Source organism: Pseudonocardia petroleophila (assembly GCF_014235185.1).
In the GTDB taxonomy this organism is placed as follows: domain Bacteria; phylum Actinomycetota; class Actinomycetes; order Mycobacteriales; family Pseudonocardiaceae; genus Pseudonocardia; species Pseudonocardia petroleophila.
In genome coordinates this window covers 6,137,385-6,152,272 of the sequence record NZ_CP060131.1, presented here as the reverse complement: position 1 = coordinate 6,152,272, position 14,888 = coordinate 6,137,385, and the positions used below count along the sequence as shown (strand labels likewise).

At 77.6% G+C, this 14,888-nt stretch carries 7 protein-coding genes and 2 pseudogenes; 4 read left to right on the top strand and 5 right to left on the bottom strand.

The genetic code is table 11. The annotated features are described in order from the left end of the window. Window position 1: 1 nt before the first annotated feature. The 3 genes from recD to recC are packed head-to-tail and all read right to left on the bottom strand — an operon-like array spanning window position 2 to window position 8,318. Window positions 2-1,816: an exodeoxyribonuclease V subunit alpha gene (recD, locus tag H6H00_RS30105; protein ID WP_255425450.1), complete on the bottom strand. Its 1,815-nt coding sequence runs from the start codon at window positions 1,814-1,816 to the stop codon at window positions 2-4. Beyond that, on the bottom strand, window positions 1,813-5,115 hold the full coding sequence (locus H6H00_RS30100; protein ID WP_185718992.1) for a UvrD-helicase domain-containing protein: 3,303 nt from the start codon (window positions 5,113-5,115) through the stop codon (window positions 1,813-1,815). Before H6H00_RS30100 ends, recD begins: the two co-directional genes overlap by 4 nt. After that, on the bottom strand, window positions 5,112-8,318 hold the full coding sequence (gene recC / locus H6H00_RS30095; protein ID WP_185718991.1) for an exodeoxyribonuclease V subunit gamma: 3,207 nt from the start codon (window positions 8,316-8,318) through the stop codon (window positions 5,112-5,114). Before recC ends, H6H00_RS30100 begins: the two co-directional genes overlap by 4 nt. Before the next feature lie 198 nt (window positions 8,319-8,516). Between recC and H6H00_RS30090 the strand changes: the two genes are divergently transcribed. From H6H00_RS30090 to H6H00_RS30080, 3 genes are all read left to right on the top strand, one after another. Next, window positions 8,517-9,014: a hypothetical protein gene (locus H6H00_RS30090; protein ID WP_185718990.1), complete on the top strand. Its 498-nt coding sequence runs from the start codon at window positions 8,517-8,519 to the stop codon at window positions 9,012-9,014. Window positions 9,015-9,107: 93 nt separating this feature from the next. Further along, entirely contained in the window at window positions 9,108-10,733 is a 1,626-nt protein-coding gene (pgm, locus tag H6H00_RS30085; protein WP_185718989.1) for a phosphoglucomutase (alpha-D-glucose-1,6-bisphosphate-dependent), read from the top strand. 53 nt (window positions 10,734-10,786) lie between these two features. Further along, window positions 10,787-12,331 (top strand): serine/threonine-protein kinase, encoded by a 1,545-nt coding sequence (locus tag H6H00_RS30080; protein ID WP_255425449.1) that lies wholly within the window; start codon window positions 10,787-10,789, stop codon window positions 12,329-12,331. Here H6H00_RS30080 and H6H00_RS30075 read toward each other — a convergent pair. Beyond that, on the bottom strand, window positions 12,252-13,244 hold the full coding sequence (locus H6H00_RS30075; RefSeq protein WP_185718988.1) for an alpha/beta hydrolase: 993 nt from the start codon (window positions 13,242-13,244) through the stop codon (window positions 12,252-12,254). The genes H6H00_RS30080 and H6H00_RS30075 overlap by 80 nt on opposite strands. Window positions 13,245-13,314: 70 nt before the next feature. Here H6H00_RS30075 and H6H00_RS32945 point away from each other — a divergent pair. Next, a pseudogene (locus H6H00_RS32945) lies at window positions 13,315-14,064 on the top strand (serine/threonine-protein kinase); the annotation flags it as partial. Between the two features lie 191 nt (window positions 14,065-14,255). Here the strand turns inward: H6H00_RS32945 and H6H00_RS32940 are convergent. Beyond that, a pseudogene (locus H6H00_RS32940) lies at window positions 14,256-14,540 on the bottom strand (hypothetical protein); the annotation flags it as partial. Between the last annotated feature and the right edge of the window lie 348 nt (window positions 14,541-14,888).

Sequence of the window (14,888 nt, the reverse complement as noted above, 5' to 3'; positions counted from 1 at the left end):
GTCAGTCGTCGAGGCGGTGGCGCAGGCCGCTGGCCCGGGCGACCGGGCGCTCCACCGCGGCCCGGACGGCGTCGGCCGTGCCGACCACGCGCACGAACTCCCGCGCCCGGGTGACCGCGGTGTAGAGCAGCTCGCGGGTGAGCAGGGGCGACTCCGCGGGCGGCAGCACCACCGTGACCCGCCGGAACTGGCTGCCCTGGCCGCGGTGCACCGTCATCGCGTGCACCCCGGTGACCTCCGACAGGCGCGACGGGGCGAACAGGGTGGGCGGGCCGCCGCGGGCGAACGCGACGCGCAGCCCGTCGGGGGTCTCCACCGCGACGCCGGTGTCGCCGTTGAACAGCCCCGCGTCGTAGTCGTTGGTGGTGACCAGCACCGCGCGTCCGGGATACCAGAGCTCGCGCGACCCGGGCCGGCCGTGGCCCAGCCAGCGGTCGACGTCGGCGGTCCAGCGGGCCACCCCGTAGGGCCCGCGGCGGTGCGCGCACAGCACCCGGTGCGCGTCGAGCCCGCCCACCGCCGCCCCGACGTCGCCCGCCCGCGCGGCCGCGGCCAGCGCCCGCCCGGCGGCGACCACGTCGGCCCGCGCCTCGTCGGTGCTCTCGGTGAACGCGAGCTGCGGGTCGTCGCGGCGCAGGACGGCGAGCGCGGTGTCGGCGTCGCCCTGCTGGACCGCGCGGGCCAGGTCGGCGATCGCGCCGTCGAAGCGCCAGGTGTGGTCGAGGGTGACGACGCCGTGCACGACCCCGGCGGGCAGGCCGAGCGCGGCGAGGTGGGCGTCGAGGACGGGCTCGGGGCGCCCGGCGGCGCGCGCGAGGTCGCCCAGCACGGCCCCGGCCTCCACCGAGGCGAGCTGGTCGGGGTCGCCGACCAGCACCAGCCGCGCGTCCGGGCGCACGGCGTCGAGCAGCCGGGCCATCATCGTCAGCGACACCATCGACGTCTCGTCGACGACCACGACGTCGAACGGCAGCCGGTGCGTGCGGTCGTGCCGGAACGCCCCCGACCCGCCGCCGGGACGCCAGCCGAGCAGCCGGTGCAGCGTGGACGCCTCGCTCACCCGCCCCCGCAGCTCGCCGGGCAGGCTCCCGGTGACGGCCTCCTGCAGCCGGGCCGCGGCCTTGCCCGTGGGCGCGGCCAGCGCGATCCGCGGCGCCGGACCGGGCTGGCGGAGCAGCAGCTCCAGCAGCTTGGCGACGGTCGTGGTCTTGCCGGTGCCGGGCCCGCCGGCGAGCACGGTGACCCGGCGCAGCGACGCCACGGCGGCGGCCTGGCGCTGGCGCAGCGCGCGGGGGTCGGGGAACAGGTCGTCGAGCCCGGCCCGGAGCGCCGGGAGGTCGTGCTGCGGCGGGGCGGCGGCGGCGCGTTCGCGCAGCGAGAGCCGCACCAGCTCCTCCTCGCGCCAGTACCGCTCCAGGTAGAGCTGCCCCGCGACCATCCGCAGCGGCCGCCCGGCCGGGGCGTCGGCGCCGTCGGCCACGAGCGGGCTGCGCAGGCAGGCGTCGTGCCACGGGCCGGGATCGGGCCAGGGCAGTGCGGAGACGTCGACGAGCTCGTCGCCCTCGCCGAGCACCGTGCGGTCGGCCGCCGCGAGGTCGACGCAGACCGACCCGAGCCGGACCGCGCGCACGGCGAGCGCGAGCGCGAGCAGCACGGTCTCGTCGGGCTCGCCGCCGAGGCCGCCGACCCGTTCGGCGGTGTGCACGTCGGCGGCGTCGAGGACCCCGGCCGCGTTGAAGCCCGCCAGCAGGCCGGACGCGCCGAGCACGAACCGGGCGTCGTGGACGTCGACCTCGGGGAGCACGGGAGCGGTCACGGCGCCCCCCGCTCCAGCAGCGCCGACAGCTCGACGGTGAGCGCGGGCGGGGGAGCCCAGCCGAACACCCCGCAGGCCGTGCCGTCGACGACCGGCGTGGCGGGACCGCACATCCCGCGGACGAACAGGTAGAGCACCCCGCCGAGGTGGCGCCCCGGGTCGTAGCCGGGCAGCCGCCACCGCAGGTAGCGGTGCAGCGCGACGCCGTAGAGCAGCGCCTGCAGCGGGTAGTGGGCCCCGCGCATCGCCACCGCCAGCCGCGCCGGGGTGTAGTGCGCGGCCGTCAGCGGCTCGCCGGGGGCGCCGAGCCAGTTGGTCTTGTAGTCGACGATGGCGAACCGGCCGGAGGGCAGGCGGAGCACGGCGTCGATGCTGCCGGTGAGGTAGCCGCGCAGCGGGGACGGCTCCAGCGCGGCGAGGTCGTCGGCGTAGGCGTGCAGCGGGTCGGCCGGGGGCAGGTGCGTCCGGAGCAGCGGGACCAGCGCGTCGAGCGTGAGCGGGGGACCGGTCGCGTCGTCGCCGCCGGCCAGCGGCAGCTCGAAGTCGAGCTCGGCGAGGCGGTCGCGCGGCGCGACGTCGGCCAGCCGCAGCCCGTCGGCGAGCGCCCCGAGCGGGGTCTGCACGGCCGGGAGCAGCGCGGAGCCGAGCGCGGCGGCGTCGAGGCCGGCGATCGGGCGGAACGCGAGCTGCTCCGCGGCGTGGGCGGTGAGCTCGGCGGCGAGGTCGGGGGCGGTGAGGTCGGCCGACTCGAACACCGCGTGCACGAGGGTGCCGAACGCGGCGCCCAGCGGGAGCGCGGCCATCGGCGAGGGGTCGGCGGGCCCGGTGGCGCCGTCGACGGGTTCGAGCTCCGGCTCGTCGTCGGTGCCGGCCTCGTCGGGCTCGGTGAGCGCGGTGGGGGCGTGGTGGCCCGCGGTGGCCGTGAGCGCGGTGTAGGAGGTGCGCCGCCACGCGGTGTCGAGGACGCGGTCGAACGCCGCCACCGCCGGCTCGCCCGCGGAGCGCTCGGCCGGGACGAACACCGGGTCGGCGGGCGGGCCCACGGCCTCCACCGCGATGGTCGACGACTCCAGGGCCGCCAGTGCGTGCAGCGCGATCGGGTCGGCGGGCACCTTGTAGGACTCCGCGAGCGTGCCGCCGGAACCGCGCCCGAACAGCACCCGGTGCAGCGGCGACGACCCGACCGTGGTGGCCGGCACCCACCACGTGACGACCTGGCTGCGCGCCCGCGTCAGCGCCACGTAGAGCAGCCGCAGGTCCTCACCCGCCTCCTCTGCGCGGTGCCGGTCGCAGTGGGCCGCCCACGACTCACCGGTGGGGCCGCCGACGTCGAGCACCCGCGCGCCGCGTTCGTCGTGCAGCAGCGGGAACGGCGGGTCGCCCACGTAGCGGTCCCACGCGAAGGGCACGTGCACGACCGGGAACTCCAGCCCCTTGCTGCGGTGCACGGTGATGATCTGCACCGCCGCGGCGTCGGACTCCAGCCGCCTGCTGCGCTCGGATCCGACGTCGGTGGCGGCGTCGGCGATGCGGTGGCGCAGCCAGTCGACCAGGGCCGACGGCCCGAGGTGCTGGGCGGTGGCCGCCGCGTGCAGCGACTGGGCGACGTGGCGCAGGTCGGTGAGGGTGCGCTCGCCGTCGGTGGTGCCGAGGATGCGCTCGGGCAGCTCGGTGCCGGTGACGGCCTCCAGCAGCGCCGCCATCCCGCCGCGGTGCAGCACCGCGGCCCAGTCGCGCAGGGTGCCGCCGAGGTGGTCGAGCAGGTCGTCGGCCCCCTCCGAGCACAGCTGCGCCGCGGTGACGCCGACGAAGCAGGTGAGCGCCGCGGCCCGCACCCGGAACGCGCGCGGCTGCTCCAGGGCCTCCAGCAGCGTCAGCCACTCCTTCGCGACCGGTGTGCCGAACACGCTCGCCGTGCCCGACGACACCGCAGGCACCCCGACGCGCGCCAGCGCCGCCCGCACCACCGACGCCTGCTCGTTGGTGCGCACCAGCACGGCGACGTCGCCCGGCTGGACGGGCTCCCCGTCGAGCCGGGCCGGGCTCGCGAGCAGGGCGGCGATCTCGGCGGCGCAGTCGCGGGCCACGCGGGCCCGGGCCGGTGGCGCGAGCGCGAGCCTGCGCCCGGACTGGGGGAGCCCGTCGCGGGCCAGCACCCGGATCCGCACGGGCGTGTCGACGGGTGCGCCCGCCAGCCGCGGGGCCGGGTGCGCGGCCTCGACGGTGTGCACGCGGATGCGGTCGTCGCCGAGCGCGGCGCCGTCGAACAGGGTGTCGAGGGCGTGCAGCAGCGGGGCGTCGCTGCGCCAGTTGCGGGCCAGGGTGGCGTGCCGGTCGGCCGCGGTGGTGGCGTCGAGGTAGCTGACGACGTCGGCGCCGCGGAAGGCGTAGATCGCCTGCTTGGGGTCGCCGATCAGGACGAGCGTGGTGTGCCCGTGGAACGCCGTGCGCAGGATGTGCCACTGCACCGGGTCGGTGTCCTGGAACTCGTCGACGAGCACGACGCCGTAGCGGGAGCGCAGGCGTCGCGCGGCCGTGCCGTCGGCGTCCTGCAGGGCGGCCGACAGGCGGGTGAGCATGTCGTCGTAGGTGTAGAGGCGCCGCTCCCGCTTGCGGCGGGCCACCTCGCCGCGCACCGCGGTGGCGAACCGGTGGCGCACCTGCGCGGGGGAGCCGTCGGGGGCGTGCGCCGGTTCGAGCCGGGCCTGGCCGTCGAGCACCGCGGCCCGGGCCAGCTTGCCCGCCTCGGCGCGCCCGAACGCCGGGTTGCCCGCCCCGCGCGCGCCGTACTTGCGCACGTAGAAGTCGTCGACGACCTCGGAGATGAGGTCGTCGATCGACTCGACGAACTCCGCGCCGGGGTCGGTGTCGCCCGCCACCCCGAGCCCGGCGAGCATCTGCTGGCAGAACTGGTGCGTGGTGGCGATCGTGGCGGCGTCGAACCCGGCGAGGGCCCGGGTGAGCCGGGCGCGCCGGGCCGCGATCTCCCCGGGCGGGGCGTCGGCGAGCAGGGCGAGCACCTCGTCGTCGCCCGCGCGGGCCGCCACCGGGTCGGCGAGCCCGCGCTGCGCGGTGACTAGCCGGTCGCGCACCCGCTCGCGCAGCTCCGTGGTGGCCTCGCGGCCGAAGGTGACCAGCATCAGCTCGGGCAGGGTGGCCCGGCCCTCGGCGACGTAGCGGGCGGCGAGCGCGGCGATCGTGAACGTCTTGCCGGTGCCCGCGCTGGCCTCCAGCACGGTGGTGCCGGTGGGCAGCGGGCCGGTGACCTCGAACGCCGACGGCGCCAGTACGGCCGTCACGGGAAGTCCACCCCCTCCTGGGCCAGCAGCGGGGCCCACAGCCCCATCGCCAGCGCGCCGAACCGCGTGGGCTCCCCGCCGGGCGGGCCGTCCTCGGCCGCGAGGTCGGCCCCGGCGCCCCAGACCCGCACGTGCGCGTCGTCGGCGCCCTCGCCGATGGCGCCGGTCCAGGTGCGCAGGGCGTCGGCCAGCGCGATGCCGGGATCGGCCCCGCCGAGGCGGCGGCGGGCGTACTCGGCCCCGGTCTGCGTGGCCAGCGGCAGCGGCGCCCGCAGCCCCTCGCGGCGCAGCGCGACGAGGTCGGCGAGCACCTCGCGGGCGTGCTCGGGCGTGACCGGGGCGAGCGTGGCCCGGGCGATCCCGTCCCGGGACGCGCGGCCCAGGCTCACCGCCCGCCAGCCCTCGCCGGTGCCCGCGGTGAGCGCGAGCAGCCGCACCCACGCCCGCACCCGCTGGGCGGGCTTGAGCCGGGAGTACTCGACGCGCAGCAGCGTGCGGTCGTGCAGCCCGTCGAGGGTGCCCACGACCCGCGTGCCGTCGGCCAGCTCGACGTCGACGTCGCGCGACCCCGGCTCGCCCGTCCGGAGCGTCCCGGCCGCGGCGGCCAGCAGCTCCACCCCGTCGACGACGCGCGCGAGCAGGGCGTCGCCGAGCGGCCCCGGCGGGAGGTCGCCCCGGCGCCACTCGGCGGCCCGGCAGTGCGCCAGGTCGTGCCCGGCGAGCCGGTCGGCCAGCAGCCGCGAGCCGATCGCGTACTGCTCCAGGCCGTCGAGCTCGACGGGCAGCGCGTCGTCGGGGTCGTCGTCGCGGGTGAACAGCGACAGCCCGACGCGCTGCTTGAGGAACGCCTTCACCGGGTGCTCGGCGAACGCCACCAGGTCGTCGAGGACGACCACCGGCTCGTCGCGGGCGGGCAGCGGCCCGGGCAGGAAGGGCGCGGGCGGGGCCTTCACCGCGACGGCGGCGCGCGCCCCGGCCCGCTCGGCGCGGTCGAAGCTGAACGGCCGCCCGACGCCGAGCTCGCCCGAGGTGAAGTTGCGCGCGTCGAAGGGCTGCAGCGGGTGGCGCACCACCACGGACGGCCCGACGACGTCGAGCAGCTCCCCGAGCGGCACCGCCGGGGGGCGCCGCGCGCCGGTGCGCTCGTCGGCCCCGGAGTGCACGACGACGAGGTGGTCGGTGGCCGCGCACACCGCGTCGAGCAGGAGCTGGCGGTCCTCGCTGCGGGCGTCGCGCTCCCCGGCCAGCGGGTCGCGGGCGAGCACGTCGTCGCCGTCGGGCACGCCCGCGCGGGGGAACACGCCGTCGTCGAGGCCGAGCAGGCAGACCACGCGGTGGGGCACCGACCGCATCGGGACCAGCGTGGCGACGGTGAGCGTGCCGGTGCGGAAGTTGGCCCGGCTCGGGCGCCCGCGCAGCCGCTCGTCGAGCAGGCCCGCGACGTCGACGGGCCCCAGCGCGGTGCGGGACCCGTGCGGCCCCGCGGTGCGCAGCGCCTCGGCCAGCTCGCCGCGGGCCTGGCCGGCCTGCCACTCGTCGGTGGCGGAGGTGGCGGTGAGGGCGTCGAGGCCGGCCGTGAGGGCGTCGACCCAGTCGGCCAGCGGCTGCGGGGTGCGCAGCCGGGCCAGCACGCCGCTGAGCCGGTGCACGAACTCGGCGAGCCGCCCCACCCGCTCGACGTCGCCGGACTCCACGTCGAGCGGCAGCGCGGTGCCCAGCCAGTCGCCCGACATCGTGACGCCGAGCAGCAGCCGGTCGAGCCCGGCCGCCCAGGTGTTCTGCCCGAACCCGTCGAGGTGGAACGGGGCGCGGTGCGCGGCGTCGAGCCCCCACCGCACGCCCGAGGCCACGACGAGCTCGCGGATGCGCACGACGTCGTCGTCGTCGAGCCGGAAGCGGGTGCGGACGGGCTCGGAGGCCAGCAGGTCGAGCAGCTGCGACGCGGTGAGCCGGGCCGAGGCCAGCTCGAGCAGCGCGGCGACGGTGTCGAGCAGCGGGTTGACCCGGCGCAGCGCGCGGTCGGCCAGCCGGACCCGCAGGTGCTGCCCGGGGTGCACCGCGGTGCCCAGCTCGCCGAGGCCGAACGCGGCGGAGACCAGCGGGGCGAAGGTCTCGATGTCGGGGCACATGACCAGCACGTCGCGCGGTTCGAGCGAGGGGTCGGCGGCGAGCAGCCCGACCACCACCTCGCGCAGCACCTCGACCTGCCGGTGCGCGCCGTGGCACGCGTGCACCTGCACCGACCCGTCGGCCGCGCCCACGTCGCCCGGACGGTCGTCGCGCAGCGCCCGCTGCAGCCGGCCGAGCTGCGTGGGCGGGGGATCGGCCGCGGGGTGGTGGTGGTCGACGAACCCCGGAGCGGCGCCGACGAGCCGGACCTGCAGCTCCCGCACGTCGCGGGCCAGCGAGGACAGCAGGGGGTGGGTGACCGCGCCCGCCGTGGGGTCGGCCGCCCGCGGCGGCACCGACGACGGCGCCCGCTCCGCGACGGCCGCCCAGAGGGCGGGGGAGGGGTGCGGCAGCCACAGGTGCACGTCGCGGTGCGCGGCCAGCGCGTGGAGCAGGACGAGCTGCTCGGTGCTCAGCCGGGTGGGCCCGAACAGCGACAGCCGCGGCGGGAGGTCGGCCAGCGACGGGTCGGCGCGCAGCGCGTCGACCGCGGTGCGCAGCCGCTCCGCGGGCCCCGGGGTGCCGATGCGGGCCCGGACGCGGCGCCACAGCTCCGACTGCCACCCCAGGTCGCCCGGGGCGTCGGCACCCGCGCGCCAGTCGTCGAGCATGCCGGGGCGGTGCTCGGCGTAGGCGGCGAACAGGTCGGCGATGCGCCGGGCCGTGGCCCAGCGCGGGTGCGCCCGCAGGTCGGGGCACCACGGCTGCCCGGCCGCGGCGTCGAGCTCCTCCAGCAGCGGCCACACCACGCGCTCCGGGCGCCACGGGTCGTCGGCCGGCCCGACCCCGACGGCGGCGCTCACGGCGGCGGCCAGCACCCGCCCCGGCGAGGGGAACTCCACGCCCGCGCACACCCCGCCGCCGGTGTCGGTGCCCAGCCGGTGCGAGAGCCGCTGGGCCAGCCAGCGCTCGATGCCCCGCGCCGGCACGGCGACGACCTCGGCGGCGAACGGGTCGTCCAGCGGCGTGCGCAGGACGTCGGCGAGGGCCTCGGCGAGGGCGTCGGCTCGCTCGGCGCGGTGGACGTGCAGCACGGTGACCCCCTCCCGATCGGATGCCCACACGCTAGAGCGGGGGTCCGACAGTCCCGCACGCGGCTCCGCAACGATCACGCTCGGTCACCCTGCGCGATACTCGACACGATCGAGCGATCCCGCTCCCGTCCGGATAACGGCAGAGTGTCCTCCACGCGATCTGGTGGACAACACACCACGACTTCGAGGAGGGCCGAGATGCACGCCGACATCCCCGGACGGACCGCGATCCCCGCCCAGCGTGGCCCCCGCGCCGTGCCCAGCCCGCGCGACATCCCCGCCCAGCGCGCCCCGCTCACCCCCGTCCGGCACACCCCGGTGCCGTTCGCGATCGTCGAGCCGAGCACCGCCCAGGGCATCCGCGACGCCGCGCGCAGCGAGGTCCTGCACCGCCACGCCCGGCTGACGAAGAGCGGCCGCCCCGTGTTCTGCACCCCCAGCCAGGCCGAGCTCGCCGGCGTCGTCGCCCTGCGCCAGGGCCGCGGCACCGACGGCAAGGTCATCTACTCCACCCGCGAGGACGCCGAGACCGCCGCCCGCGAGCTGGAGGCCCTCGGCGCCCGCGCCCTGCGCTCCTACCTGTGCGGCCGCTCGCGCAGCGGGCACTTCCACCTGGCCACCGACAGCAGCCGCCCGCTCACCCCGGCCGAGGTGCACGCCCGCATCCCGCAGCAGCAGGGCCGGATCTCCGCCTGACCGGTACCGCGCTGATCGCCGACCGGTGCAGCGCGGCGGGCCCCGACACGGCAGGGTGGTCCCGACCATCCCGCACGTGAAGGAGCGCCCCCGATGTCGACCCACCCCCGCGCCGGCACCCCCGCCCGAGCAGAGGACCTCGTCGACGTCGGAGCCCTGCTCGACGCCTACGCCGACCGCCGCCCCGACCCGGACGACCCGGCGCAGCGGGTGGCGTTCGGGACGTCGGGGCACCGCGGGTCGTCACTGCTCACCACGTTCAACGACGACCACATCGCCGCCACCAGCCAGGCGATCTGCGAGTACCGCGCCGGGCAGGGCATCGACGGGCCGCTGTTCATCGGCCGCGACACCCACGCGCTCTCCGAACCGGCGTGGATCACCGCGATCGAGGTGTTCGCGGCCAACGACGTCCACGTCCTCGCCGACGCCGACGACGCCTTCACCCCGACGCCCGCGGTCTCGCACGCGATCCTCACCCACAACCGCGGGAAGGTCGGCGGGCTGGCCGACGGCGTCGTCGTCACCCCGTCGCACAACCCGCCCGCCGACGGCGGCTTCAAGTACAACCCCCCGCACGGCGGGCCCGCCGACTCCGACGCCACGCGGTGGATCGCCGACCGCGCCAACGCCCTGCTGGCCGCGAAGCTCGACGGCGTCCGCCGCACCGCGCTGGACCGCGACGCCATCGGCCGCTACGACTACCTCGGCGCCTACGTCGAGGACCTCCCGCAGGTGGTCGACCTCGACGCGATCCGGGCCGCGAGCGTGCGCATCGGCGCCGACCCGCTCGGCGGCGCGAGCGTCGCCTACTGGGGGGCGATCGCGGAGCGCCACCGCCTCGACCTCACCGTGGTCAACCCGGACGTCGACCCGCAGTTCGGGTTCATGACGCTGGACTGGGACGGCAAGATCCGGATGGACTGCTCGTCGCCGTACGCGATGGCCTCCCTCGTCGCCAACCGCGACGCCTTCCAGATCTCCACCGGCAACGACGCCGACGCCGACCGGCACGGCATCGTCACCGCCGACGGCCTGATGAACCCCAACCACTTCCTCGCCGTCGCCATCGGCTACCTGTTCGCGAACCGCCCCGGCTGGCCGGCCGACGCCGGGATCGGCAAGACCGCCGTCAGCTCGTCGATGATCGACCGCGTGGCCGCCGACCTCGGCCGGACGCTCGTCGAGACCCCCGTCGGGTTCAAGTGGTTCGTGCCCGGCCTGATCGACGCCTCGTTCGGCTTCGGCGGGGAGGAGAGCGCGGGGGCCTCGTTCCTGCGCCGCGACGGCGGCGTGTGGACCACCGACAAGGACGGGATCATCCTCGCGCTGCTCGCCTCGGAGATCCTCGCCGTCACGGGGCGGACGCCGAGCGAGCGCTACTGCGAGCTCACCGACCGCTTCGGCGCGCCCGAGTACGCGCGCACCGACGTCGCCACCACCCCCGAGGCGAAGGCGAAGCTCGGGAAGCTGTCCGCCTCCGACGTGTCGGCCACCGAGCTCGCCGGCGAGCCGATCACCGCGCGCCTCACCGAGGCCCCCGGCAACGGGGCCGCGCTGGGCGGGCTCAAGGTCGTCACCGACGGCGGGTGGTTCGCCGCGCGCCCGTCGGGGACCGAGGACGTCTACAAGATCTACGCCGAGAGCTTCCGGGGGGCCGAGCACCTGGCCCGGATCCAGGGCGAGGCCCGGGACGTCGTGAGCGCCGCACTGGCGTAGGGCCCGGCGGCGCGTCCGGGCGACCTCCCGGGGCGCCCCTCTAGTCTCGTCGCGTGACGGAGGAGATGTTCGGGCCCTACCGGCTCGACGGGCTGCTCGGGCAGGGCGGGATGGGCCGCGTCTACCGCGCGTTCGACACCGACCAGGACCGGCCCGTCGCGCTCAAGGTGCTGCCCGCCGCCCTGTCCGCCGACCCGGAGTACCGGCAGCGCTTCCGCCGCGAGGCCAAGGTCGCCTCGCAGCTGACCGACCCGCACGTCGTCCCGATCCACCGCCACGGCGAGATCGACGGGCAGCTGTTCCTGGACATGCGCCTCGTCGACGGCGACGACCTGTCGAAGGTCCTGCGCCGCGACGGCCCGCTCGACGCCGAGTCGGCCGTCCGCGTGGTGGAGCAGGTCGCGAGCGCGCTGGACGCCGCGCACGAGGCCGGGCTGGTGCACCGCGACGTGAAGCCGGCCAACGTGTTCCTCACCCGCGGCCGCCCCGGCGGGCCGCGCTTCGCCTACCTCGGCGACTTCGGGATCGCGCGGAGCGCGTCGTCGTCGACGCTCACCGCCACCGGCACGACGCTCGGCACCCTCGACTACATGGCGCCCGAGCGGTTCCTCGGCCGCGAGGTCGACGCCCGTGCCGACGTCTACGCGCTCGCCTGCCTGCTGCACGAGGCGCTGACCGCCCGCAAGCCGTTCGCCGGCGACGAGCTGCCGGCCCTGATGAACGCCCACCTCAACCTCGCGCCGCCCCGGCCGTCGGCGACGCACCCGGTGCCCGCGGGCCTGGACGCGGTCGTCGCCCGCGGCATGGCCAAGGACCCCGCGCAGCGCCACGCCACCGCCGGGGCGCTGGCGGGCGCCGCCCGGGCGGCGCTGTCGGGCCACGTGCCCGCGGCCCCGCCCGTGGTGCCGCTGGAGAAGGCGGCGCCCGTCGCCCACGGCACCGAGCCCCTGCGCCTCGACGTGCCGGAGGGGGTGGGGCAGGTCGAGCGGTGGCTGGTCGCACCGGGGCAGCCCTACGTCGCCGGCACCGTCGTGATGGTCGTCCGGATGCGCGACGGGCAGAGCCGGCCGGTGGCCGACCCGCAGGCCGGGCTGCTGGTCGTCCCGGGCGTCGGCCCGGGGTCGGTGGTGCGGTCCGGCGACGCGCTGGGCTCGGTCCACCGGGTCGGGTTCTCGGCCCCGGCCGGGCTCTCACGACCGCTGGAGCCCGCCCGCCGCCGGGCGCCCTCGACGGCCGGGATCCTCGGGATCGGCGCAGGCGCGCTGCTGCACCTGCTGGTGCTGGCCACGTTCGAGCTCAACGGGATCCTCGTGATGATGTGGCTGTCCGGGATCGTGTTCGGCACGCTCGCCGTGGACAACCGGCGCAGGCCGTCCTGGGGCGGGGGGCGGCGGGTGGCGCTGGTGGTCGTCGCGGTCCCGCTGGTGGCGGCCGCCGTGTTCCTGGCCCTCGTGCTCGGCGCGCTGCCCACCGGCTACTCCAGCGACACCCCCGACAACGCCGCGGCCGGCATCGTCTTCACGGTGGTGGCGCTGGTGGTCTACGGGCTGTGGGCGGTGTCGCTGTGGTCCCGCCCGGCGCGCGCAGGTGGCGGCTGAGGAACTCCACCTCCTGGGCGCACAGCGCCTCGAACCCGGCTCCGACGTAGGCCTCGAAGTGCGAGAACGCGTGCCGGACGGCCTCGCCGCGCGGGGCGGCGGCCGCCACCGCGAGCGCCGGCCCCGGCGGGGTCACGGTGTCGCCGTCGCACACCGCGACCAGCAGCGGGCACCGGATCTGCGACGCCCGCCGTCCCGGCCGGTCCAGCGGCACGCGCAGCGCGATCCGCGCCGCCACCTCGTTGCGCCACGCCACGCCGTCGGGCACGAGGTGGCGGATCGCGCGCTCCGCGCCGGGCCCGGCGATCACCGCGCCGCTGCCCACCTCGCCCGCCACCGGCACCAGCAGCGGGGCGCGCCCGAGCCGGCCGCGCACCTCGTCGCCCAGCGCGGCCCCGACGAGCCGGGCGGTGTGCCGGACCCGGGCCGCGAGCGCGCCGGGCTCGCGGGGCCCGCGCCGGGCGCCGCGCAGCAGCGCCGGGCCGTCGACGAAGGGCACCTGCGCGACGACGGCGGCCAGCCGCGGGTCGTCCGCGGCGACCGACAGCACGTGCCCGCCGCTGAAGGAGGTGCCCCACAGCGCGACGCGGTCGGGGTCGATCCCGTCGGTGGCCCGCACGTGCGCGACGGCGGCCCGCCAGTCGGCCCGCTGCGCGGCGATGTCGAGGACCTGCCGGTGCCGGCCGCCGGAGTCGCCGAAGCCGCGGTAGTCGAACACCAGCGCGGCGAACCCGGCCGCGGCGAACCGCCGCGCCCAGGCGTCGAGGCGGCAGTCGCGGGTCATCCCGAAACCGTGGGCGAGGACCACGGCGGGGACGGGGCCGTCGGCGCGGTCGGGGTCGGGGTCGGGGCGGTAGAGCCACGCCGCGCACTCGTCGCCGCCGACGGGGAAGCCGTGATCGATCCGCGACATCCGGCCATCATGCACCCGCGCGGGTAGGCTCACCGGGCGGTTCGGGGACGGAGGCTGGGTGGCGTCGGAGATGTTCGGTCCCTACCGGCTCGACGGTCTGCTCGGGCAGGGCGGCATGGGCCGGGTCTTCCGCGCCTTCGACACCGACCTCGCCCGCACGGTCGCCCTCAAGGTGCTCACCGCCGACCTGTCCGCCGATCCCGAGTACCGGCAGCGGTTCCGCCGGGAGGCGCTGGTGGCGGCGCAGCTCACCGACCCGCACGTCGTCCCGATCCACAAGCACGGCGAGATCGACGGGCAGCTGTTCCTCGACATGCGCTTCGTCGACGGCGACGACCTCGCCGCCGTCCTGTCCGGCTCCGGCCCCCTCGACGCCGAGTCCGCCGTCGTGATGATCGGGCAGGTCGCGAGCGCGCTCGACGCCGCGCACGAGGCCGGGCTGGTGCACCGCGACGTCAAGCCCGCCAACGTGTTCCTCACCCGCGACCGCCCGAGCACGCCCCGGTTCGCCTACCTCGGCGACTTCGGCATCGCCCGGCAGACCTCGGGCGGGTCGCTGACGGCCAGCGGTGCCACCGTCGGCACGCTCGACTACATGGCGCCCGAGCGGTTCGGCGGTCTCGACGTCGACGGCCGCTCCGACGTCTACGCGCTGGGCTGTCTGCTCTTCGAGTCGCTGACCGGGCGCCGCCCGTTCCCGGACCGCGAGCCCGCCGCGCTGATGAACGCCCACGTGCGCGACGCCCCGCCGCGCCCGTCCGAGCACGGCGCCCCGCCCGGGCTCGACGCCGTCGTGGCGCGGGCGATGGCGAAGGACCCGGCGCAGCGGTACCCCACCGCGGGGGAGCTCGCCGCCGACGCCCGCGCCGCACTCGACCCCGAGCGCGTCCCGGATCCCGCGACGGTGCCCGTGCCGGCGGGCGCGCAGCACCCGGCCCCGGCCTCCTTCCCGCGCCCCGACGGCCGGGCCCCCGACGGCCGGGCCCCCGACAGCCGGGCCCCCGACAGCCGGGCCCCCGACAGCCGGGCCCCCGACAGCCGGGTCCCCGACGGCCGGATCCCGGACGGTCGGCCGGCGAGCGACGGCGGGCCGGACCGTTCGGCCCCGTACCGTCCGGTCGCGAACGGTCCGGCGCCCGGCCTCCCGCCCCAGAGCCTCCCGCCCCAGAGCCGTCCCCTCCAGAGCCGTCCGGCCTCCGGACCCGGGCAGGGTCCCGGCCCCGACGCCCCGTGGCCGGCCCCGGAACCCGCCGAGGCGACCCCACCGCCGCGCCCCCGGCGCGCGCTGCTGGCCACGGCGCTGCTGCTCGGGGCGGTGGCGCACTTCCTGGTGCTGGAGAACGTCTCCTTCGAGACCGGCCTGCTGTTCTGGACGCTCAGCGGCACCCTGTTCGGCACGCTGACGGCCGGTGCGCTGCGCCCGCGCCGCTGGGGCTCCGGCCGCACCACGACGCTGCTCGTCCTCACGCTGCCGGTCGTGCTGGTCGCGGTGCTCCTGGTGGCGCTCGGGCTGGGGCTCGCGGAGTCGGGCACGGCGATCGTCGTCGCCACGCTCGGCGTCTACGGGGTCTGGGCCCTCACGCTCTGGCGGCGTCGGACCCGGCGCCCCGCCGAGCGTCGCTGACCCGGCACACCGGGCAGGGG

Excerpts from the sequence above, each read along its gene's own strand:
- H6H00_RS30090 (WP_185718990.1), top strand. The coding sequence starts at position 8,517 with ATGCACGCCGACATCCCCGGACGGACCGCGATCCCCGCCCAGCGTGGC.
- pgm (WP_185718989.1), top strand. The coding sequence starts at position 9,108 with ATGTCGACCCACCCCCGCGCCGGCACCCCCGCCCGAGCAGAGGACCTC.
- H6H00_RS30075 (WP_185718988.1), bottom strand. The coding sequence starts at position 13,244 with ATGTCGCGGATCGATCACGGCTTCCCCGTCGGCGGCGACGAGTGCGCG.